This is a genomic window from Bradyrhizobium sp. USDA 3311, from assembly GCF_054062495.1.
The window spans coordinates 8,660,297-8,682,749 of sequence record NZ_JBSSFI010000001.1 but is presented as its reverse complement, the minus strand read 5'-3'; the positions used below and the strand labels follow the sequence as shown (position 1 = coordinate 8,682,749).

Sequence of the window (22,453 nt, the reverse complement as noted above, 5' to 3'; positions counted from 1 at the left end):
GCGTGATGCCGCGGGAGTTTGACGAAGCGTGAAAGTTCTGATCCTCGGCAGCGGTGTCATCGGTGTCACCTCTGCCTACTACCTTGCGCGTGCTGGCCATGACGTGACGGTCGTCGACCGTCAACCTGAGCCGGCACTGGAGACCTCTTTCGCCAATGCCGGCGAGGTGTCGCCCGGCTATTCCTCGCCCTGGGCGGGCCCCGGCGTGCCGGTGAAGGCGGTCAAGTGGCTCTTGATGAAGCACGGCCCGCTGGTGATCCGGCCGAAGCTCGATCCGGTGATGTGGGTCTGGCTGCTCAAGATGCTGCGCAACTGCACCAGCGCGCGCTACGCGGTCAACAAGAGCCGGATGATCCCGATCGCGGAATACAGCCGCGACTGCCTGCGCGACCTGCGCCGCGACATCGGCATTCAATATGACGAGCGCTCGCAGGGCACGCTCCAGCTGTTCCGCCACCAGGCGCAGCTCGACGGCACCGGCGAAGACATCGCCGTGCTCAAGCAATATGGCGTGCCCTTCGAGGTGCTGGGCCGCGAAGGCTGCATCGCGGTCGAGCCGGCGCTCGCCGGCGTGAAGGAGAAGTTCGCCGGCGGACTTCGCCTGCCGGAGGACGAGACCGGCGACTGCCACATGTTCACGCAGGCGCTGGCCAAGCATGCCCAGGCGCTCGGCGTGCGCTTCATGTTCAACACCGGCATCGACCGCATCGTCACCGACGGCGCACGCGTCAGCGGCGTCGTGACCAGCGCCGGCGTGTTGCAGGCCGACGTCTACGTCCTGGCGCTCGGAAGCTGGTCGTCGCGGCTGGTTGCGCCGCTCGGTATTTCGCTGCCGGTCTATCCGGTGAAGGGCTATTCGATCACGGTGCCGATCAAGGATGCCTCCGGCGCGCCGGAATCGACCGTGATGGACGAGAGCTACAAGGTCGCGATCACGCGCCTCGGCAATCGCATCCGCGTCGGCGGCACTGCCGAAATCTCGGGCTTCTCGAGCAAGCTCTATGACGCCCGCCGCGCCACGCTGGATCACTCCTTGACTGATCTGTTCCCGCGCGGCGGCGATCTGTCCAAGGCGACGTTCTGGAGCGGCCTGCGTCCGATGACGCCGGACGGCCCGCCCGTGATCGGCCCGACGCAATACGCCAATCTCCACCTCAACACCGGACACGGCACGCTCGGCTGGACCATGTCCTGCGGTTCGGGACGGGTGCTCGCGGACATGCTGTCAGGCAAGAAGCCGGAGGTCGACGTCGGCGCGCTGACGGTGGATCGGTATACGCACCGGTTCGGGTGATTGACGCTGTCATTCCGGGTCGATGCGAAGCATCGAATCCGGAATCTCGAGATTCCGGGTTCGCCTCTTCGAGGCGCCCCGGAATGACGGCAATTGACTACCCCGCCCCCGTCACGCAATTCACCCACAGCACCACGGCCTTGGCATCCTGCGCCGGATTGGAAAACCGGTGCGGCCGGCGGCTGGCGAAGCGAAAGCTGTCGCCCGTCTTCAGCGACCACGTCTCGCTGTCCACCGTCAGCATCATCTCGCCTTCAAGCACGAGGCCGGCTTCCTCGCCGTCGTGGGTGTAGAGCTCGTCGCCCGCGGAGCCGCCGGGATCGATGTGCACCAGGAACAGGTTGAGCCGGTTGTCGCTGCCCGCGGCGCTCAGCAATTGCTTCGAAATTCCGCTGCGCCAGAGTTTCAGTTCCGGCCGCTGAAGCCCGCGCGTCACCACCTGGTCGGAGGCACCGTCGGCACTTGGGTTCGAACCGAACAAAGCCGCCATGCCGACGCCGAGCACGTCGGAGAGCGTTGCCAGCGCGCGCAGCGACGGCGACGACAGGCCGCGCTCGATCTGGCTGAGGAAGCCGATCGACAGGCCGGTGCGCGCGGCGACCGTTTCCAGCGAGAATTGCCTGACGCGCCTGATATCGCGGATGCGACGGCCGACCGCGACGTCCATCGCGGGCTCGGCCGGCTTGGTCATCGCCTTGGCCGGCGCCGTCTTGGCCTTCAGCTTCCTGGCCGGCTTTGCGGCGGCCGGTTTGCGCATTCTTTTGCCACCGCTCACGTCAAACCGCTTCCTTCATGTGCATGAAAACCGCTTGCATCACCTGCGAAAGTGTGACCAAATTTTCATATTGGTGAAAATAGGCCGAAACGGCTTGGCCCGCAATGTCTGCGATCAAGACATCTGCGAGCGCCGCCAGCGGCCGGACCCAAAGGGGGATGCGATGGCGTTGAAGCGTTTTGTCCAGGCCGCAGTCGCGGCGCTCGCGATTGCCGCAGTCGTGCCGGCCTCCGCGCAGCAGGTGCTGAAGGTCGGCTCGACGCCGACGGGCATTCCCTTCACCTTCCTCGACACCAAGACCAATACCATCCAGGGCATCATGGTCGATCTCATCACCGAGATCGGCAAGGACGCCGGCCTCAACGTGCAGATCGAGCCGATGTCGTTCTCGGCGCTGATCCCGTCACTGACCTCGAGCAAGATCGACATCATCGCGGCCGCGATGTTCATCACCGCGCCGCGCAAGGAGGTCGTCGACTTCTCCGACCCGATCTACACTTATGGCGAAGGTCTGGTGGTGCCGAAGAACGACACCAAGGCCTACGCCACACAGGACGACCTGAAGGGCGAGACGGTCGGCGCCCAGGTCGGCACCGCCTTCGTCGACGCGTTGAAGAAGTCCGGCCTGTTTGCCGACGTCAAGGCCTACGACACCATTCCCGACATCCTGCGCGACGTGAACACCGGCCGCCTCAAGGCCGGCTACGCCGACTATCCGATCCTCGCCTACAACCTGAAGCAGGGCGGCTTCCCCGAGGTGCGGCTCGTCGACAGCTACAAGCCGGTCACGGTCGGCTCGGTCGGCATCGGCGTGCGCAAGGGCGACAGCGCGCTGCTCGGCAAGATCAACGCCTCGCTGGCCAAGCTCAAGGCCAACGGCACCATCGACAAGATCCTCGAAAAATGGGGCCAGAAGGCCCAGGGCTGATGGTTAGAGGCTGATCGAAGGCTGCCCGATGAAAGGCTTTTGGCACGACGCTGCCGAGTTCTTCCCGATCCTGATGAGCGGCGTCGCGCTGACGATCGTCGTCACCATCGGCTCGCTGCTGCTCTCGACGGTGCTCGGCCTGATCTGGGCGATGATGCGGGTCTCCGGCATCAAGGTCCTGTCGATGCTCAGCGCCAGCCTGATCAACGTGATCCGCGGCATCCCGATCATCGTGCTCCTGTTCTACCTCTACTTCGTGATGCCCGATCTCGGTGTCACGCTGTCGGCCTTGCAGGCCGCCATCCTCGGGCTCGGCATCGCCTATTCGGCCTACCAGGCGGAAAACTTCCGCGCCGGCATCGAGGCGATCGACAAGGGCCAGATCGAGGCGGCGCAGTCGATCGGCATGGGCTGGTGGCTCACCATGCGCCGCGTGGTGCTGCCGCAGGCGGTGCGCATCGTGCTGCCTCCCTACGGCAACGTCATGATCATGATGCTGAAGGATTCGTCGCAGGCCTCGACCATCACGGTCGCCGAGCTTGCGCTGCAGGGCAAGCTGATCGCGTCCTCGACCTTCAAGAACACCAGCGTGTTCACGCTGGTGGCGCTGATGTACCTCACCATGAGCATTCCGCTGATCCTGCTGGTTCGCCACTTCGAAAAGCGGGCGGGCAAGAAATGATCGAGCTCACCGACGTTCACAAGAGTTTCGGCAAGGTCGAGGTGCTCAAGGGCATCACGGCGAAGGTCGAGAAGGGCGAGGTGGTCTGCATCGTCGGCCCGTCCGGCTCCGGCAAGTCGACCATCCTGCGCTGTATCAATGGGCTGGAAAGCTACGATCGCGGCGAGATCAATGTCGAAGGATTGAAGGTCGACCGCGATGCGCCGTCGATCGTGAACGTCCGCACCCAGGTCTCGATGGTGTTCCAGCGCTTCAACCTGTTTCCGCATCGCACGGTGCTGGAGAACGTGGTCGAGGGCCCGCTCTACGTGAAGAAGGAGGCGCGTGCGCAAGTGCTCGAGCGCGGCCGCGCGCTGCTCGCCCAGGTGGGCCTCGCCGAAAAGGCCGACGCGCACCCGCCGCAGCTTTCCGGCGGCCAGCAGCAGCGCGTCGCGATCGCGCGCGCGCTCGCGATGCAGCCCAAGGCGATCCTGTTCGACGAGCCGACCTCGGCGCTCGATCCCGAACTCGTCGGCGACGTTCTCGGCGTGATGCGCAAGCTCGCCGACGACGGCATGACCATGGTCGTCGTCACCCACGAGATGGGCTTCGCCCGCGACGTCGCCGATCGCGTGCTGTTCATCGACGGCGGCGTCATCGTCGAGCAGGGGCCGGCCAAATCGGTGCTCAACCAACCCCAGCACCCGCGCACGCAGGATTTCCTGCGCCGGGTGCTGCATCCGCTCTGATCGGTCTTCGCCATGACTGCGCGCCTGCCTCTGCCGCCCTCACTTTATGCCGACACCGCTGTGGCGCCGGTCGCCACGCCGCCGCTCGACGTCGACAAGACCGTCTCCGTCGCGATTATCGGCGGCGGCTACACCGGCCTGTCCACCGCGCTGCATCTGGCGGAGCAGGGCGTCGAGGCCCTGGTGCTGGAGGCGCAGGAACCGGGCTGGGGCGCGTCCGGCAACAATGGCGGCCACACCAATCCCGGCCTGAAGCACGATCCCGACCAGATCGAGGCCGATTTCGGCACTGAACTTGGCCGCCGCATGATCGAGTTCTCGTACGGCACGCCGAATTTCACGCACGAGCTGATCCGTCGCTACCAGATCCCGTGCGAGGCGCGGCAAAACGGAACGCTGCGTGCGGCCTATAACGAGGCCAGTGCCGCTGCGATCGAGAAGACGGCGCAGCAATGCATCCGCCGCGGCATGCCGGTGACATATCTGAACCGCGAGCAGCTGCGCGAGATGACCGGCACCGACCGTTATATCGGCGCCATGCTGGACGCGCGTGGCGGCGACCTGCATCCCCTCAGCTATGCCCGCGGTCTCGCGCGCGCCGCGATCTCGGCGGGCGCGAAGGTGCATGGCGAGACGCCGGCGCTGTCGCTGCGCCGCGACGGCGCGCATTGGCGCATCGAGACGCCGCGCGCGGTGGTTCGTGCAGAAAAGGTGCTGCTCGCCACCAATGGCTTCACCGATGATCTCTGGCCGGCGCTTCGCCGCACCATCGTGCCGGTGTTTTCCTCGATCGTCGCCTCCGCGCCGCTCTCCGAGGAGGTCGCCCGCTCGATCATGCCGACGCGTCCCGTGCTCTACGAGAGCGGCCACATCACGGTCTACTACCGCATCGATCAGCACAACCGCCTCTTGATGGGCGGCCGCGGCCCGATGCGCTGGATCAGCTCGCCGTCGGATGTCTCCTATCTCATCCGCTACGCCGAGCGGCTATGGCCGCAGCTGAAGGGCGTCGCCTGGACCCATGGCTGGAATAGCCGGCTCGCGATCACCAAGGACCACTATCCGCATGTGCACGAGCCCGCCGAAAGTATCCTGATCTCGCTCGGCTGTAACGGCCGCGGCGTCGCGCTCTCGACCGCGATGGGCGCGCAGCTCGCCCGCCGCCTGATCGGCGGCGCCAAGGCCGAGATCGACATGCCCGTCACCGGCATCAAGCCGATCCCGATGCATGCGTTCTGGCCGGTGGGGGTGACGACCGCGGTCATCACAGGGCGCGTGCGGGACCGGCTCGGCATATGAAGAAGGCGCCGCCTTGTCAGGGGCGGCGCCTTGCAGGAATTGCAGATCGCGTCAGCAGCGGCCCTGCTTCCACAGTCCGGGCGGGCACCCGTGACCGCGCCAGCCGACCTTGCGTCCATGCGACCATCCGGGCGGCGTGCCATGGTAATGATGGCCCATCGCGTGGCCGTAACCGTGGCCGTAACCGTGGCCGTGACCACCCTTTGCAAACGCAGGGTTGGTCAGTGTGAAACCCGCCGCAATGATCAGCGACGCGGCGAGCGCAAGTTTCTTCATCATGTTCTCCAGTGGGGCGAGCGCACTTGTCCGATCAATGAACGGACTGTGCGCAGCTAAGTTCCCTGCAAATGTGGAGGAGTCGTGACGCTCGCGGAGATGCGCGATCGCGCATCGGCTCAACGCGTGCTGGCACATCCGCGCTTGCGACGTGCCCGCGGTTCACCGCTGGCACGCTCTCTCGTAAACGGACTCAGGCCTCCGCCACCGCATCGGCCCACGGCTGGAAGATCTCGACCGCGCCGGAATTGACCTCGCCCTCGCGCATCACCACGCTCGGGCAGGCGAATTTCTGCGGCAGCGCCTGCACCCGGCTCTCTTCATAGTCGAAGCGTGCGGCCAGCGCCTTGCGTGTGTCTGCCGGCAGTCTGACATCGCCGATCACGACCGCGCCCTCGCTGGCGTCGATGCGCGGCTGGTGGATCGCCGCGTCGAGGTCCATGCCGAAATCCATTGCGAACGATGCGAGTTGCATCACCGCGGGCAGGATGCGGCGGCCGCCGGAGGCGCCGATGGCGAGACGCTTGCCGTCCCTGGTCTCGGCGATGACGGGCGTGTAGTTGGTGAGGCAGCGCTTGCCCGGAGCGAGCGAGTTGGTGGTGCCGGGCGTCGGATCGAACCACATGATGCCGTTGTTCATGGCGATGCCGGTGTGCGGCGTCACGTATTTCGAGCCGAAGGACGAAAGCAGTGTCTGCGTCACCGCGGCGACATTGCCGTGGCGGTCGACGACGGAGAAATGCGTGGTGCAGGCTGGTGCCAGATATTCGGCGCCGAGCGAGCGCTTGCCGTCGGCATCGCCCATGTCCTTGAGCCGTTCGCGATAGGCAGCTTGCAGGGCGAGCGCATATTCGGCGTAGGTGGCGGCATCGGGTGCACCTGCCGGTTTCAGATTTTGCTGCAACAGGCGCAGCGCGTGCGCCAGCGTCGGTCCGGCGGTGAGCTCCGGCGTCGCAAACACCTTGCCGCCGCGATAGGGGATCGCCAGCGGCTCGCGCAGATGGGCGCGGAATGCGGCGAGGTCCTCGACCGACAGCGAGCCGCCGTCGGCCTTGATGTCGGATGCGATGCTTTTGGCGAGATCGCCCTGGTAGAAATCACGCGGTCCGGCTTCGGCGAGGTGCGATAGCGTTGCCTTCAACTTGTCCTGCGGCAGCCGCGTCTCGGACTTGATGCCCCATGGCGCGGTCGGCGGCAGGCCGTCCTTCAGGAACGCCGCCGCGCTCGCGGGATAGCGCCGGAGGTCAGCCGCCGAGCTTGCGATCGTCAGTGTGGTCCACCAATCGGCCAGCAGGCCTTCGCCGGCGAGCGCGGCGGCCGGCGCGACCAGGTCCTTCCACGGCAGTCTGGCGTGGCGGCGATGCGCTTCCTCCATGCCGGCGACGACACCGGGCACGGCGATCGCGCCGGGGCCGTGAATGTTGCGATCGTCCTTCACCCGCGGCCAGGGAAAGAGATCGGACGCTGCGCCTTCGCCGCTGAGCGGATAGTCCGCGACGCGCAGGCTCTGCGGGGCGCACATGCCGTAGTCGATTACCTCGGTGCGATTTTCCCTGGCGCGGTAGAGCACCATCGCGCCGCCACCGCCGATGCCGCTGTTCCAGGGCTCCAGCACGTTCAGCGCCATGGTGGTCGCGACGATCGCGTCGACGCAATCGCCGCCCGCGGCCAGCACTTGCGCGCCCACTTCGGCGGCCCGGCGCGATTGCGCGGCGACGATACCGCCCTTGGTCTTGACGGCAGGCTTGCGGACGGTTTGGGCGAGGCTGAACTGATGAGGCATGATGCGGTCTTGTGTCTGTCTTCGCTGGTCTTGGCTTGGTGGTGCCGACTTGAAAAGCTCCGCATTTGGCGAAGCGCGCGGACAATGGCACATTGCGGCCAACGAGAACATCCAAAGGGAGAAGCGGCATGGCTGGTGTGAAACAGGCGCGGGATGGCGCGGTCGGGATCCTGACGCTGGACGAGCCGGCGAGCCTGAACGCGATGACGCCGGACCTGCTCGGCGCGCTGGCTGTCGCCATCGGCGACATGACGCAGGACGAGGGCGTTCGCGCGCTGATCCTCACCGGCGCCGGGCGCGGCTTCTGCTCGGGACAGAATTTGAAGGCCTCCGAGGCGCTCGGCGAGGACATCGCCGCCGGCGTGATGCGCTTCTACTGGCCGGCCTTCAAGGCGCTCCGCGAATGCCGCGTGCCCGTCGTCGTCGCCGTCAACGGGGTGGCGGCCGGCGGCGGCTTCAGCCTCGCGATGGCCGGCGACATCATCGTCGCGGCGCGGTCGGCGAGCTTCATCCAGGTGTTCAGCCGCATTGCGCTGGTGCCCGATCTCGGCTCGACCTGGCTGCTGCCGCGCCTGGTCGGCCGGCAGCGGGCGCTCGAGCTGATGCTGCTCAACGAGCCGCTGACGGCGGAACGCGCCCAGGAGATCGGCCTGGTGCGGCAGGTCGTCGACGACGAGAAGCTGATGGGAGAGGCGCTGGTGCTGGCGCGCCGCCTGGCGGAGGGCCCGACGCGCGCTTTGGTCGCAACCCGCGCGCTGGTCGAGGAGAGCGAGCACGCGACCTATGAGGCCCAGTTCCGCCGCGAGATCGAGCTTCAGGCCACGATCCGGAAAAGCGCCGACGCCATCGAGGGCCGCAATGCCTTCGTCGAGAAGCGTAAGGCGAAGTTCACCGGGCGGTGACGAGCCGAAGACGTCAATGCCCGGGAGCTGCCCGGGCATAGCGAGTTTGGAGAACCGGTTTGCCGCAAGCGGCGAGACGACAGCTTCAGAGCGCGCGGTTCAGACGGCTGGCCTGATACTTGGCGTGCCATTTCGGGCCGGGGCCGCGCATGTAGTGCAGCTCGGGGCGGTAGGGGTCGCCGGCGACCCTGACCAGCGTCAGCCATTTGGTGGCAACGAAGTTCAAGGGCTGGCGGAGCAGGCTCAAGGACGCGATCAGCATGGCATCACCTCAATGCGGCTTGCCGAGCATGGCGGTGAAGGGGAGGTCGAAAATCTCCTCGCCGTCGTCGCCGCTGACATGGATCACCCAGTCGCGCCAGTCTTCCGCACCGGGCGTCAGGATCATCGAACGCATGATCTGGGCGGCACGGTCACGTGCCTCGGTCAGATTGGCTACCGCCGTGCCGTACCGATCGATCAGCGTGCCTTCGGTATTCGAGCAGTGGAAATACATCTGAACCATACACGCCTCCTGTAGAAAGCGATTGGGACGGCAAACCGATACCATCGGAAACGGTCGAAAAATATTCGGGTCGAGCCCGGTAAGGGAATCTACGGAGGTTGGTCGGCACCAAGGTCGTTACAGGTTTAATCACAGGCGGGTGATCGGCAACTGGACGGCGCGCAGGCGGCATGGAACAACCCTGGACGATACGTCCGGGAGGCCGCTGTGAACGACTTCACATTCCGCTGTGAACGCCCGAGCCTGCGCTTGTTTGCGGCGGCCGTCGTCGCAGTGCTGCTCGGCCTGGCCCCGGCCTCGTCCGAGTCGCTCAGGAAGAGCGGCTATGCGATTGGCACGGAAAGCTGCGGCAGCGGCGATCTCGCCTTTCCCAGACTCCAGATCGACATGAAGGCCGGATTTTGCGCCGGCCTCGTCGCCAGCGAGGAGGATCGCCTCAAGTTTCCGCGTTCGATCGTCCAGGTGCCCGGCCGCGACCTGTTCGTGGTCGCCGACATGGGGGGCTGGGGCCACACCGATGGGCGGCTGCTGCTGCTCGATCCGCATGCGCCGCCGGGGCAGCGATTCAAGGAACTGCTGACCGGCCTCGAATATCCGTTCGGCCTCGTGATCGGCCCGGACAAGAAGCTCTACGCCTCGACCGCGGAGGCGATCTTCCGGTTCGATCCGCTCGCGGACAATCCGCGCGGTACGGTCGAGACCGTCATCCGTCGCATGCCGGGCCGCCGGATCACGCTGCCCGACGGCACCAGGCTCGACGAGAGTGCGCATCCGCTCAAGCAGTTCGTCTTTGACAGGAACGGCCGGCTGTTCGTCAATGTCGGCTCGCACAGCGACGACTGCATCACGCCTGCGCCGATCACAAAGCCCTGTGCGGCGGCCGAGGGTGCCTCCGCGATGGCCGCGATCTGGCTGTTTACGCCGCCGTCAGGCGGCGTCTTCCCGGCATTGAGGCCGAACGACCCTGACCCGCCGCACACCGTCTACGCGCGTGGCCTGCGCAACTCGATGGCGCTGGCGCTGCATCCGAATTTCCCCGATGCCGGCTATGCCTTCCTGCAAGGCGAGAACGGCCGCGACCTGCCAGACATCTTCAAGCCCAACGAGGAGATCAACGCGATCGAGCAGGGCAGGCACTATGGCTGGCCCTATTGCTACGACCTGTCGACGCCGAGCCCCGAGTTCAGGAGCGTGCTGCAATCCGGGACCTACAAGTCGCTCTGCACGGCCAATGCGCTCTACAAGCCGCCGTTCTCGCTGCTGCCGCCGCACGGCGCGCCGCTTGCGATGCTCTACTATCACGGCGCGAAATTCCCGGAGCTCGAGGGCAGGCTGCTGGTCGGCCTGCATGGCTATCGCCCGACCGGCAGCCGTGTGCTCGCCTACGATGTCGACGACCACGGTTTTCCCAGGCCGAGCCCGGCGCCGGTGCGCTACCATGTCAGCTGCGCGGCTGATCCGACCCACAGCTTCCAGACCGACGCCGGCGAGGTCGCTGCCGCGCCGTTCGAGGAGCTGATCGCAGGCTGGCACCGCGTCAACGGCGCGCGGCCGCAAGGTGCGCCGGTCGGCATGACGGTCGCCGACGACGGCGCGATCTGGCTGGTCGAGGACAAGAACCAGACCGTGATCCGCATCGATCGTGCCGCGGGCGATGCGCCTCCGCCGCTGCCCTGCGACACGCGCAGCCAGGCGATGATCGATCAGCTCGCGGCCTTCGTCGCCAGGGACGCGCAGAACAGCGTTCGCCTCACCACGCTGCGCAAGGGCCTCGTCGAGAAGCATTGCCTCGGCTGCCATTCGGATTTCGGCCTGAAGGCAGGACAATCGGAAGCGGAGAAGGATGCGACGGTGCTCCGCTTCATGCTGTCGCAGGACGGCTGGATCTATCCGGGCGACCCCGACGCCGGCAGGCTGCGCACGCGCCTTCGCGGTCTCGGCGCGGAGAAGCTGATGCCGCCGGGCGGCGAAAGCCTGCCGAAGACCGAGCCCGGTTACGCACGCCTGCTCGATACCGCTGACCTGCTCGTTGCCAGAATGGTTCCGGGAACGCGGATGCGGATCAAGGCCGGTCCGCCGCAACGCAAGTTCTTTGGCAAAACCAACAAGGAATGCGGCGAAATACCGGCTGCCAAGGTCGTTGTCGTGACACAAAGGAGCGCTGTAGACAAACCCGGCTTCAGCCGATTCTTCCGGCCGGCCGATCCCTATCTGAATGGCGAGTGCACCGACGACGATGGCTATTACATCCGGCAGGAATTTCTGGTGCCTGTGCAGTAGCATCTTGCTCATCGCGACGCCGCCGGCCGCTGCCGAAACCAAGCTGTTCGACAGCGTGCAGGTGACGCCCGCCAGCGAATACACTTTCGGCATCGAAGGACCCGCCGCCGATCTCGACGGCAATTTGTTCGTCGTCAATCTCGGCAAGGCCGGCACCATCGGCAAGCTGCCTGCGGGCGCTGCGGCTTCGGAGCTGTTCACGACGCTCCCCGATGGCAGCGTCGGCAACGCGATCCGTTTCGATCGGAGCGGCGCGATGTTCATTGCCGATTACAAGAAGCACAACATCTTCACCATTGCGAAGGGAAGCACCGAACCTGCCGTCTGGTTTCACTCCGACGAGATGAACCAGCCCAACGACATCACGGTCGCGCGCGACGGCACGGTCTATGCGAGCGATCCGAACTGGAAGGGCCGCGAGGGCCACATCTGGCGCATCGCGAAAGCCGCCGACGGAACGGTGCAGGGGCAGGTGATGACGGCGCCCCGCGCGATGGGCACCACCAACGGCATCGATCTCAGCCCCGATGGCAAGACGCTTTATGTTGGGGAGTCCAGCTCAGGCCAGATCTGGTCCTATACGATCAGCGGCAACGAGCTCACCGGCGCAAAGCTGGTGAAGTCGTTTCAGCCCGACACCGTCGACGGGCTGCGCACCGACGTTGCCGGTCGCCTCTACGTCGCGCGCATCCTCAAGGGCACGATCGCGCTGATGAAACCCAATGGCGCGGTCGAGCGCGAGATCGCGCTGAAGGGCAAGGAGCCGACCAACCTCGCCTTCGGCGGCAGCGACGGCAAGACCGTCTTCGTCACGCAGCGTCAGGGCGGCTTTGTCGAAGCCTTCCGTACCGATCAGCCGGGCCGCGAGCACTGCCTCCAGCGCGGGCGCTGCTGAGCATCAGGCGCGATCTGCTTGCGACGCAGAGCGGTGCGACAGAGGCGGCATTCTTCTTGCTTGCATCTGGCCGCCGCAGCGATCAAGAATCTGTGGCACCGTCAAAGCGACCACGGAGTGTTTGAGTGAAAGCCGTCCATACCGAACTGCACCGCAGCCATGATCCGCAATTCTTCCTGGTTCGCGGTGTCGTCAAGCGCACCACCGAGCAGCCCGAGCGCGCCGACCGCCTGCTCAAGGGGTTGAAGGACGGCAAGCATCAACTGGTCGAGCCGACGACATTCGGGCAGGGACCCCGCGCGCGCATCCACAGTCCGGAATATCTGTCGTTCCTGAGCGAGGCCTGGGACGCCTGGACCGCGCTCGGCGATTCCGGCCCCGAGATGATCGGCAACATCCATCCCGTGCGGCATGCCGCGACCTATCCGACCCACATCGTCGGCAAGCTCGGCTGGCACACGGCCGACACCGCAGCGCCGATCGGCCCGGGCACCTGGGCCGCGGCCTGCGCTGCGACGGATGTTGCGGTCACCGCCGCGCAGATGGTGATGGATGGCGAGGACGCGACCTACGCGCTCTGCCGTCCGCCCGGCCATCACGCCTATCGCGACATGGCCGGCGGCTTCTGCTTTCTCAACAACAGCGCGATTGCGGCCGCGCATCTGCGGCTCAAGCACGAGCGCGTCGTGATCCTCGACGTCGACGTCCACCACGGCAACGGCACGCAAGGCATCTTTTATGCGCGGCCGGACGTGTACACGGTGTCGATCCATGCCGATCCCGTCGCGTATTATCCTTATGTCTGGGGCTATGCGCACGAGCGTGGCGAAGGCCCGGGCCTCGGCACCAATCTCAACATCCCGCTGGCGATCGGCACCGGCGACGACGGCTACATCCAGGCGATGGATGTCGCGCGCAAGGCGATCGAGTCCTTTGCTCCCGGCGCCCTCGTTATCGCGCTCGGCCTCGATGCCTCCGAGCACGATCCACTGAAGGGCCTTGCCGTTACCACGCCGGGCTTCCGCCGTATCGGCCAGGCCATCGCCAGGATGGGCCTGCCGACCGTGTTCGTGCAGGAGGGCGGCTATCTCTCGGATATCCTGGGTGCGAACCTGACCTCGGTGCTGGCAGGATTCGAAGAGGCGCGGTGATATCTTCGCCTCTCCCCGCGTGCGGGGAGAGGCCGGAATTTGCGACAGCAAATTCCGGGTGAGGGGGACTCTCCGCGAGTCCGACTGTCACCGTCCTCGCGGAGAGCCCCCCTCACCCCCGCAAGCGGGGAGAGAGGGAAAACTCAGAACATCCCGCTCGCCGCAAGCGCCTTGCAGACGTGCTGCATCTCGGCCTCGTCCGCGACCATGTCGAGCATGATCGTGGTCAGGCCCTTCGCCGCGAAATCCTTCAGCTTCGCGCCGATCTCGGCATAGCTGCCGACGAGATAGGGGCAGTCGGCCTGGAAGGTCAGGAACGGCAGCAGCCAATAGCCATTGTCCGCGAACTCTCCGCTTTGCCCCTCGTAAAGCCGCCGCTTCCACACGGAGTCGCTGTTCTCCACGGTGAGCGCGAGCAGCTCGCGATCATCGGGATTGTCGCGAAAGCGCGCCCTGGCCGCCTGCCGCGCCTCGTCGCGGCTCTCGCGCGCGAAAATGCCGAAATTCATCCCGGGGGCATCGAGCCCGCGATCGAGGTCCGGCGGCAGCATCTGCATCTTGATGCAGCCGGTCTCCTTCGCCACGCGCTGTGCCGCCTCGGACTGGCCCGCGATCAGAAATTCAGGCATCAGCTCCGCGGGCAGGCGGGGGCGCAGTTGCAGGTTGCTCGTACGGTAGTACCGGCCCGCGACATTCACCGGCCGCGGGCTTGAGAGCAACTGGCGCATCAGCGCGACGAATTCGCCAAGACGGACGTAGCGGTTCGCATGGGACTGGTCGTCGCCGAGGCCCTGCAAGTCGCTGACCGCGGTGCCCGTGATCATGTTGAGATAGACCTTGCGGCCGTAGAACTGCGCGAAGGAGGAGACGAATTTGGCTGCCGTGAACGGGTGCATGTAGATGGGGTTGACGGCGATCAGCGGCGAAGATCGCGTCGTCCCTGCCATGATGTGCTGGGCCATTGCCCAGGGCTCGACGAACACGTCGTTGCCTTCGAACAGCAGAATGCCTTCGAAGCCGTTGCTGTCGGCGAACTGCGCCACCCGCATCAGCTCGCCGACATATGTCCTGGGGTCGCGGTTGCGCGAGATCGCGGGGAAGACGCGCAGCCGCGAGGTCGTCATTCAGCCGCTTCCTGGAGCGGCCAGGCGTTGCGGCTGATGGGAAGGCCGCCGTCCGCACGGGAGCCGTCGGCAATCGCGAGGCGATGCGAGGGGGAGGGCGAGCACAGCGAGAAGCGCCATCCCGACGGATCGTCGGCGATGTCGGGTTTGAAGCTGATCTCGATGGCCTCGCGCGACACCTGCATCGCGAAGGCGTCGAGCGGCAAATTGAGGCCAAAGCCCCTGGCCTTCAGATAGGCCTCCTTGAGCGTCCAATAGTCGAAGAAGCGCTCGATCGCCGCCGGCTCCGGCAGGCTGCGCAGCGTTTCGACCTCCTCCGGCGCAAAGAAACGATTCGCGGTGGAGAGCGGGGCGACACGCCGCGACACGGTTTCGACGTCGACGCCGACGGCCTCATGCCCGGACACGACGCAGGCGACGCAGCCATCGGCATGCGACAGGCTGAAATGCAGCGCGATCGAGGTCGCGGGCGCAGCGACAAACGGTCGCCCGTAGCGGCCGGCCCCAAAAGACCAGTCGGAGGGAGCGACGTTGGGCGCGACCCGCGACAGTGCCAGGCGCAGCATGGCATGCGCGAAAATATATTGCCGCCGATGCCGCTCGAACACGAAGCGGTCGGCGCGGACTCGTTCGTCGACCGAGAGCAGGCGCCGGCACGCATCGGCCGCGCCCGGCGCGTCAATAGTCTCGATCAGTCCGACAAACAGTTCAATTCTGTCGTCTGCCATCAATCAGGCCCCATGGCGTCAGGCGGAGGCCAAATCCCCCGGTCCTGACGGAAGAATCAATTGAGCAAGAACCAACTGAGCGGAGCGTTGTTATCGGTCCACCCGGGCGAATTCTTGTCGATTTGCAGGCCGGTTTACGAGCTCAAGCTTGTGCGAGACCCCAACTCGCAGGCGAGCGGCCCGTTTTCCGAAAGATTCGTGCGGCGTCCCGGCCGACGAGTCTTACTTTTTCTTCTTGGCCTTCTTCGAGCCGCCCAGCATGGAAAGGCTGGCGTTGACGTCCTTCAGCGCGGACTGGAGCTTCTTCTTCTCGTCGGTCAGCAGCTTTTGCAGGGCCTTGCGGTCCTTGTCGCTCAACGAGGTGCCCTTGGTAAATTTGATGAAACCCATAACACTCCCCCGGATCAAAATAATCGTCCAAATCGAAACGCGAGAATAATCTTGCGCGCTGGCGCCAAATAATCAAGATGCAACTTGGTCATTCACAGCTTTGACGAGTGAATCTGTATTCGCCCGTGCTGTACAGGCGGTCAAGCAGCCCTGCGATCGAGCAATCGGTCGAGCGGCGTGTTGGGTTGGGCGGCGGCGGCCCCCAGCAGCGCGACGAAATCCTCCATCCACTCGCCGACCATACGGGCCTCGAGCAGTTCGCCCTTGTAATTGCATGAACCGGTGATTCCGGTCGGGCGCTCCTTGAGCATCAGCGACAGCCAGGTCTGGTCGATCGGCAGCACCGGCTGCCCCTCGCGCGCGATGTTTCCGATCGATTGCACCGCAATCTCCGGCAGATCGAGCGGCTGGCGCAGGGGATTTTGCAGCGTGAAATACACCTGGAGCAGCGCGGCCGGGTCGATCCCCTGCTGCTCCAGATGGTCGGCCAGCATGTTGAACGGCAACTCCTGCCGCGCATGCGCATCGAGCACGCTCTGGCGCACCTGCACCAAGGCTTGTGCGAACGACAGATCCGGCGTGATTTTCGTGCGGACGATCACGGTATTCTCGAACGGGCCGACGATTCGGTCGGTGTCCGGCTGGGCGCGATTGGCCATCGCGGTGGCGACCGAGATGTCGGTACGGCCGGTCCGTGCCAGCAGCAGGGCCTTCAGGCCGGTGAGCAGGCACATGAACAGCGTGGCGTTATGCTGACCGGCGAACGCCGTGAGCCGCGCGATCAGGTCGGGTTCGAGCCTGAGCGGATGGTGACCGGTGGATGCGCCCGGGCTCGCGTTGCCGTCGAAGATTGGAGCCGCACCGCGCAGATTCTCCGTCCAGTCGGCGGCCTGGCGGCGTGCGGCGTCGGTGCCGCACCACCAGCGCTGCCAGCGTGCGACGTCCGAAAAGGCCGGCGGCAGCTTCGGCAGCGGCGCTGAGGGACGTCCGGCCAGCGCCGCATAGCGGCTCGACAATTCCTCGAACAGCACGCCGATCGACCAGCCGTCGGCAACGGCATGATGCAGCGTCAGCAGCAGCACGTGATCGTCGGCATGGAGCCGCAACAGCCGTGCCCGCAACAGCGGCGGCCGCGCGGCGTCGAACGGGGTGTAGGTCTCCTGCTCGATCAGGAGATCGATCTTCCTGAGTTCGAGGGCCTGGCGCCGCTTGTTGTTGTGCGGCCGCCCGTCGCCAATGACCTCGACGGTGAGGACCGGCCCGAGTTCGCTGGGTGTGGCGATGCGGCTGATCGGCTCCCCGCCGCTCCAGCCGAACGCGGTCCGCAGCGATTCGTGGCGACGCACGATGTCGCCGAACGCCTGGGCGAGGGTGGCCGGATCGAGCGGGCCCTGGAGGCGGAAGGCGAAGGGCAGGTTGAACAGCGGCAGCCCCGGCAGGCTCTGCTCGATGCGAATCATCTGGTCCTGCGCGATCGAGAGCGTTGGAGGGCCGTTTTCAGCCAGCCTTGTTTCAGTGAGTCTTGGCAGGCTTGCAGCAGGCTTGTGCGGCTTCGCCGCCACGGCCTCGTCGACCCGCCGGGCAAGTTCCTCGATCGTCGGCGCCTCGAAGATGGTCTTGATCGGCAGCGAGACGCCGAGCGCGCGGGCGACGCGCGCCATCGCCTGGCCCGCCAGCAGCGAATGGCCGCCGAGATCGAAGAAATTGTCGGTGACACTGAGGTTCTCGACCTTCAGCAGATCGATCCAGATATCCGAGAGCACCTTTTCGGTGAAACGCCGCGCCGGCACGGCCGCATCCGGCTCGGATGCCTCTTGCTGTGCGGGTGCCAGCAGCATGGACCGGTCGATCTTACCATGGGCGTTGAGCGGCACCTGATCCATGAATAGGAATGCGGACGGGATGGCATGGCCGGGCAGTCGGCTCTTCAGGAAGTCGCGCAACTCGCTGGCGCTGACCCGGCTGCCGGGCCTTGCGACGATATGGGCGATCAGCCTGACGTCGCCGCTGGCCTCGCGGCGCGGCTCGACGATGCCGGCGCGCACACTCGGATGGTCAGCCAGCGCATTCTCGATCTCCTTGAGCTCGATGCGGTAGCCGCGGACCTTGACCTGATGGTCGGCGCGGCCGAGGCACTCGATCGTCCCGTCGGCGCGGCGGCGGGCGAGGTCGCCGGTCCGGTACAGCCGGCTAGCAGCCTGGCGCAAGAACGGATCGGGCAGGAAACGTTGCTTGTTCTGCGCGGGATCGTTGATATAGCCGCGGCCGACGCCCGCGCCGCCGATGCAGAGCTCGCCGGTCACGCCGACCGGCTGCGGCTCAAGGTTTGCGTCGAGCACGTAGAGCTGGGTGTTCGGCAGCGGCGCGCCGACCGGAACGTTGCTCGTCGCGGTCGCGGGCGGCTTGGTCAGGCGATGCAGGGAGACGTCGTCGGAACATTCCGATGCGCCATAGGCATTGATCAGCGGCACTTTCGGGCAGCGGGCGAACCAGGCGCGGCAGAGGTCGACCGGCAGCGGCTCGCCGGTCGAGATCAGGAGGCGGAGCCTCGCGAAGGCGCGCAGGATCGGCGCTTCGTCCATGCGATCGACGATCACGCGCAGCAGCGACGGGACGATCTCGAGCACGGTGATGCCTTCGCGCTCGATCTCCCGCGCGAGCAGGTTCGGGTCCTGCACGATCGCGTTGCCGCAGACATGCACGCGCGCGCCGACCATCGGCGCGGCGAGGAACTGCCAGACCGAGATGACGAAGCTTTGCGGCGCGGTTTGCGCGATCACGTCCCTGGCCGACAGCTTCAGCTCGGAAATCAGCGACGCCAGATGGTTCGACAGCCCGCGCTGTTCGATCATGACGCCTTTCGGCGCGCCGGAGGAGCCCGATGTATAGATGAGATAGGCGAGGTTGGATGCCGCGCGCCGCGCGGCGCGGGCCGGCTTGGTCGCCCCCGGCGCGATCGCGTCGTCGAGCTCGGCCACCTGGATGCGCTCGACCAGCAGCTCGAGCAGAGCCTCGACCATGGCCGATTGGGCACGCCCGATCAGCAGCACGCGGGCGCAGCTCGATCCAAGGATGGTCGCAAGCCGCGCCGGCGGCTGGTCGGGATCGAGGTTCAGGAAGGCCGCGCCCACGCGTTGCACCGCGATCATTGCGGCGAGCAGATCGGGTCCGCGCTCCGCGAGCAAGGCGACCACGCTCTCGGCACCGACGCCTTCGCGGGCCAGCCAGCGCGCGGCCGCCTGGCTGCGCCGGGCCAGCTCGCGATAGCTCAGCGATGTGTGTCCGTCCGACACCGCAACAGCGTTCGGCGTTGTCCTGGCCTGACGGTCGAAGCGTTCGCTCAAATTGCCGCGCGTGGTGAAATTGGCCGGCACGCCGTGGCCCTTCGCCAGCAGTTGCCGGCGTTCGGCTTCGGTCAGCAGCGGCAGGCGCGAGATGCGCTGTTCCGGATTGGCGATGACGGCCTTGAGCAGGGTCTTGAATTGAGCAGCCATGTCTTCGATCGTGGCCGCATCGAACAGATCGGTGGCGTACTCGAAGAACCCGGTGAATCGGCCGTCGGCCTCGACCAGCTCGAGCGTGATGTCGAAGCGCGCCACTTTTGGATCGACCTCCAGCCGCCGCGTCGACAGACCTGGAAAGCGTGCCGCCTCGATCGAGGCGTTCTGGAGGATGAACATGATCCGGAACAGCGGATTGCCGTCGCTCCGGCGTGCGATCTGGAGCGCACGTAGCACCTCCTCGATCGGGAGGTCCTGGTTGCGGTAGGCATCCAGCGTGACCTGGCGCACCCGCCGCAACATCTCTCCGAAGCTGGGATCGCCGCCGAAATCGTTGCGCAGGATCAGGGTGTTGGCGAACAGCCCGATCAGACGCTCGCTCTCGATCTGGTTGCGGTTGGCGATCAGCGATCCGGTCGCGACATCCTCATGCGAGGTGTGACGGAATAGCAGGCACTGAAACACCGCGAGCAGGATCATGAAGGGCGTGACGCCCTGGTCCTGGCTCAGCGCGCGGACGTCGCCCGAGAGGGCCCTGGAGAATTCGAAATAGTGACGGGCGCCGTGACCGCTCCAGATCTCAGGCCGTGGCCGGTCGGTCCGCAGCGGCAGCGTAGTGACGCCGTCGAGCTGCGTCCGCCAGTAATCGAGCTGTTCTTTTGCCGCCGGCGTTCGCGCCCAGCTCTGCTGCCACAGTGCGAAGTCGCGATACTGGAAAGTGGGCGAGGGCAGCGCTGCCACGCCCTTCTTGCGTGCCGCGGCATAATGGGCGGCGAGCTCCTCCCAGAACAGCCGCTGCGACCAGCCATCGGTGACGAGGTGATGCAAATTGACCACCAGCGCGTGGCTGGATTTGTCGAACGACAGCAGCGTGACCTTCAGTGGCGGCTCGTGCGCCAGGTCGAACGGATATTGCGCGAGCTTGAGCGTCTCGCGCCGGACGACCGCGACCTGGTTGTCCGCAGGGCAGGGCTTGAGCTTGATCCGCTCGAATTTTGGCGGCGATTGCAGCACAAGCTGCGCCGGCTCGCCCTGCCGTTCGACGAAGACCGAACGCAGCGCCTCATGGCGGGCGCAGATCGCGGTGAGGCTCGCAGAAAGCGCGGCGACGTCGACCAGGCCTTTGAGGAGCGCGACTTCGACGACATTATAGTTGTAGCGGGTCGGATCGAGCCGCGAGAGCAGGTACATCCGCTGCTGCTGGTACGACAGCGGCGCGTCCGCTGTCGCAGCTCCGGCCCGGCGCCAGGCCGGCAGCGCCGCTTCGCGATGGGTTGCGGCGGTCTCCAGCCGGGTCGCAAGCGCGGCGACCGTAGCGCAGTCGAAGATGTCCTCGAACGAGAAGTCGACGTTGAAGCGTTCGCGCAGGCGCGAGCGCATCTGCGTCACCGCGAGCGAGTCCGCGCCGAGCGCGAAGACGTCCTGATCGATGCCGACCTGCGGCAGCTCCAGCAGACCGGCCCAGATCTCCGCGAGCTGCGTCTCCAGCGTGGTGCGCGGCAGGCGCGCCGCATCGGCGTCCTCCGCCGTCGCGATCAGATCAGCCAGTGCGTTGCGCTTGACCTTGCCGCTGGCGCCCTTCGGCAGCGCCGCCACGCTGCGGATCAGGCTCGGCACCTTGTAGGCCGCGAGACGCTTTCGCGCGAACTTGCGCAACTGGTCCGAGGTCGCCTCGGAATTCGCTCGCAACACCACGACGGCGGCGACGTTCTCGCCGAGCTTTGGGTGCGGAACGGCAAAGACGCCGGCCTCCAGCACTGCCGGATGGCTGAGCAGGACCTCTTCCACCTCGAGCGGCGAGATCTTCTGCCCGCCGCGATTGATGACGTCCTTGATGCGGCCGACGATGAAGAGATAGCCGTCGGCATCGAGATAGCCGAGATCGCCGGTCCGGAACCAGCCGTCGCGGAAGGCGGCCTGCGTCGCCGCCTCGTCATTATAATAGCCGCGGCTCATGTTCGCGCCGCGCAGCACGATCTCGCCGTGCCCGCCGCTCGCAAGCGCGCGGCCCGTCTCGTCCATGATCGCGATCTCGGGCCCCGCGGCGCGGCCGACCGATCCGACCTTGCGCAGCTCGAACGGGTTGGCCGCGATCTGCGAGGCCGCCTCCGTCATGCCGTAGGTCTCGAGCACGGGAACGCCGAACGTTGCCTCCAGTCCGCCGAGGATCGCGGGCGCGAGCGAGGCCGAGGCCGAGCGGATCACGCGCAGCGACGAGGCCCGGGCGCGGTCCGGATTCGCTTCCGCCGCCGTCAGCAGCGCGCGATGAATGGTCGGCACCGCCGTGTACCAGGTCGGTTGCAGCTCCCGCATCCAGCCGAAGAAGGACGATGCGTCGAAACCCTCGGTGCAGATCACGCTGGAGCCCGCGGCCAGCGCCGTCAGCAGACCCGAGATCAAACCATGGGCGTGAAACAGCGGCAGGACGTTGAGCAGGCGATCGTGGGACGTGAGCGACAGCACGCGGCCGGCATTGGTGGCGGAAAGGCACACATTGCGATGCGTGAGTGGCACCATTTTCGGCCGCGCCGCCGTGCCCGAGGTCAGGAGGATGAACGCATCGTCGTCGCCGCGCGAGGCGCCGCTCGTGCTCGCCGGACCGACCGCCGGGCCCACGAACGCGCAGCCTCCGAGATCGTCTTGCGGCCCCGGCACGAAATCGATCACCGCGATATCGAGCGCCCTGGCGACGTCGCGACTGGCCGAGTTCATGTCGGCCCGGGTGACGAGCGCCGTCAGCTTCAATTCGCTGAAATAGCGTTGCAGCTCGTCCGCGGTCAGATCGGGATTGACGGGGATGCAGGCGCAGCTTGATGCGACCGCGATCAGTGCCAGCGCGCTGTCCGCGCCGCGCGGCAGCGCAACGGCAATCCGGTCAGCCGGCGCGATGCCGAGCCCGCGCAGCGTGCGGACCAGATCCTGCGTCCGCTCGCCGAGCGCGCCGTAGGTGAGGGCCGGCCGGCCAGGGGCGAGGAGGGCGGGCGCCGCCGGCGTCCTGCGGGCGTAGAAGTCGAGAAGGCCGCCGATATGGGAAAAGATCTTCGTTTCGCCGCTCGCGCCGACCGATCCCGCTCCGGATGCAATGTCCGACAATGCCATTCCTTTTTGATCTGATTGAGCTATTCTTCCTATGAGTTAGGGAACGCGTCCAGTCTGAGGTGAAGTTCGGGCCCCAAAATCTGTGGTTGAGGGGCCTAAAGCCCTTCGACGGAG

18 protein-coding genes are annotated in these 22,453 nt (G+C 66.1%); 9 read left to right on the top strand and 9 right to left on the bottom strand.

Annotated features, from left to right (window positions below; all coding sequences use genetic code 11):
- Positions 1 to 28: 28 nt before the first annotated feature.
- Positions 29 to 1,294, top strand: a complete 1,266-nt coding sequence (locus ACVWW6_RS41260) for a D-amino acid dehydrogenase (protein ID WP_456682790.1) — start codon at positions 29 to 31, stop codon at positions 1,292 to 1,294.
- Positions 1,295 to 1,391: 97 nt separating this feature from the next.
- Here ACVWW6_RS41260 and ACVWW6_RS41255 read toward each other — a convergent pair whose 3' ends face one another.
- On the bottom strand, positions 1,392 to 2,051 hold the full coding sequence (locus ACVWW6_RS41255) for a helix-turn-helix domain-containing protein (protein ID WP_456682789.1): 660 nt from the start codon (positions 2,049 to 2,051) through the stop codon (positions 1,392 to 1,394).
- 181 nt (positions 2,052 to 2,232) lie between these two features.
- On the opposite strand from ACVWW6_RS41255, the gene ACVWW6_RS41250 reads away from it, so the two are divergent.
- The 4 genes from ACVWW6_RS41250 to ACVWW6_RS41235 are packed head-to-tail and all read left to right on the top strand — an operon-like array spanning position 2,233 to position 5,706.
- On the top strand, positions 2,233 to 2,997 hold the full coding sequence (locus ACVWW6_RS41250) for an ABC transporter substrate-binding protein (protein WP_456682788.1): 765 nt from the start codon (positions 2,233 to 2,235) through the stop codon (positions 2,995 to 2,997).
- A gap of 28 nt (positions 2,998 to 3,025) precedes the next feature.
- Positions 3,026 to 3,679: an amino acid ABC transporter permease gene (locus ACVWW6_RS41245; protein ID WP_011085013.1), complete on the top strand. Its 654-nt coding sequence runs from the start codon at positions 3,026 to 3,028 to the stop codon at positions 3,677 to 3,679.
- Entirely contained in the window at positions 3,676 to 4,407 is a 732-nt protein-coding gene (locus ACVWW6_RS41240) for an amino acid ABC transporter ATP-binding protein (protein WP_011085014.1), read from the top strand. The genes ACVWW6_RS41245 and ACVWW6_RS41240 overlap by 4 nt, the downstream gene beginning before the upstream one ends.
- Before the next feature lie 12 nt (positions 4,408 to 4,419).
- Positions 4,420 to 5,706 (top strand): NAD(P)/FAD-dependent oxidoreductase, encoded by a 1,287-nt coding sequence (locus tag ACVWW6_RS41235; RefSeq protein WP_456682787.1) that lies wholly within the window; start codon positions 4,420 to 4,422, stop codon positions 5,704 to 5,706.
- 51 nt (positions 5,707 to 5,757) lie between these two features.
- Here the strand turns inward: ACVWW6_RS41235 and ACVWW6_RS41230 are convergent, their stop codons facing one another.
- Both ACVWW6_RS41230 and ACVWW6_RS41225 read right to left on the bottom strand, forming a co-directional pair.
- A complete protein-coding gene (locus ACVWW6_RS41230; RefSeq protein ID WP_304550910.1) occupies positions 5,758 to 5,982 on the bottom strand; it encodes a hypothetical protein in 225 nt (74 codons plus the stop codon).
- A 193-nt stretch (positions 5,983 to 6,175) separates the two neighbouring features.
- A complete protein-coding gene (locus ACVWW6_RS41225; RefSeq protein ID WP_304566229.1) occupies positions 6,176 to 7,765 on the bottom strand; it encodes a gamma-glutamyltransferase family protein in 1,590 nt (529 codons plus the stop codon).
- A 128-nt stretch (positions 7,766 to 7,893) separates the two neighbouring features.
- On the opposite strand from ACVWW6_RS41225, the gene ACVWW6_RS41220 reads away from it, so the two are divergent.
- Positions 7,894 to 8,667: an enoyl-CoA hydratase-related protein gene (locus ACVWW6_RS41220; protein ID WP_456682786.1), complete on the top strand. Its 774-nt coding sequence runs from the start codon at positions 7,894 to 7,896 to the stop codon at positions 8,665 to 8,667.
- 85 nt (positions 8,668 to 8,752) lie between these two features.
- On the opposite strand, the gene ACVWW6_RS41215 is transcribed toward ACVWW6_RS41220, so the two are convergent.
- On the bottom strand, positions 8,753 to 8,929 hold the full coding sequence (locus ACVWW6_RS41215; RefSeq protein WP_166466030.1) for a hypothetical protein: 177 nt from the start codon (positions 8,927 to 8,929) through the stop codon (positions 8,753 to 8,755).
- Between the two features lie 9 nt (positions 8,930 to 8,938).
- Entirely contained in the window at positions 8,939 to 9,172 is a 234-nt protein-coding gene (locus ACVWW6_RS41210) for a DUF6894 family protein (protein ID WP_028175186.1), read from the bottom strand.
- Positions 9,173 to 9,379: 207 nt separating this feature from the next.
- On the opposite strand from ACVWW6_RS41210, the gene ACVWW6_RS41205 reads away from it, so the two are divergent.
- The 3 genes from ACVWW6_RS41205 (at position 9,380) to ACVWW6_RS41195 (ending at position 13,498) form a co-directional block, all read left to right on the top strand.
- Positions 9,380 to 11,452 carry a PQQ-dependent sugar dehydrogenase gene (locus ACVWW6_RS41205; protein ID WP_456682785.1) on the top strand — a complete coding sequence of 691 codons (2,073 nt, stop codon included), beginning with the start codon at positions 9,380 to 9,382 and terminating at the stop codon, positions 11,450 to 11,452.
- Positions 11,409 to 12,347 carry an SMP-30/gluconolactonase/LRE family protein gene (locus tag ACVWW6_RS41200; RefSeq protein ID WP_456682784.1) on the top strand — a complete coding sequence of 313 codons (939 nt, stop codon included), beginning with the start codon at positions 11,409 to 11,411 and terminating at the stop codon, positions 12,345 to 12,347. The genes ACVWW6_RS41205 and ACVWW6_RS41200 overlap by 44 nt, the downstream gene beginning before the upstream one ends.
- Positions 12,348 to 12,472: 125 nt before the next feature.
- Positions 12,473 to 13,498, top strand: a complete 1,026-nt coding sequence (locus tag ACVWW6_RS41195; RefSeq protein ID WP_135176798.1) for a histone deacetylase family protein — start codon at positions 12,473 to 12,475, stop codon at positions 13,496 to 13,498.
- A 143-nt stretch (positions 13,499 to 13,641) separates the two neighbouring features.
- On the opposite strand, the gene ACVWW6_RS41190 is transcribed toward ACVWW6_RS41195, so the two are convergent.
- From ACVWW6_RS41190 to ACVWW6_RS41175, 4 genes are all read right to left on the bottom strand, one after another.
- Positions 13,642 to 14,622 (bottom strand): LLM class flavin-dependent oxidoreductase, encoded by a 981-nt coding sequence (locus ACVWW6_RS41190; protein WP_456682783.1) that lies wholly within the window; start codon positions 14,620 to 14,622, stop codon positions 13,642 to 13,644.
- Positions 14,619 to 15,350 carry a 4'-phosphopantetheinyl transferase family protein gene (locus tag ACVWW6_RS41185; RefSeq protein WP_011085024.1) on the bottom strand — a complete coding sequence of 244 codons (732 nt, stop codon included), beginning with the start codon at positions 15,348 to 15,350 and terminating at the stop codon, positions 14,619 to 14,621. Before ACVWW6_RS41185 ends, ACVWW6_RS41190 begins: the two co-directional genes overlap by 4 nt.
- Before the next feature lie 222 nt (positions 15,351 to 15,572).
- The gene (locus tag ACVWW6_RS41180) at positions 15,573 to 15,740 is read right to left on the bottom strand and encodes a hypothetical protein (protein ID WP_165448140.1); all 168 of its coding nucleotides are present in this window, start codon (positions 15,738 to 15,740) and stop codon (positions 15,573 to 15,575) included.
- Positions 15,741 to 15,880: 140 nt separating this feature from the next.
- A complete protein-coding gene (locus ACVWW6_RS41175) occupies positions 15,881 to 22,339 on the bottom strand; it encodes an amino acid adenylation domain-containing protein (RefSeq protein ID WP_456682782.1) in 6,459 nt (2,152 codons plus the stop codon).
- Between the last annotated feature and the right edge of the window lie 114 nt (positions 22,340 to 22,453).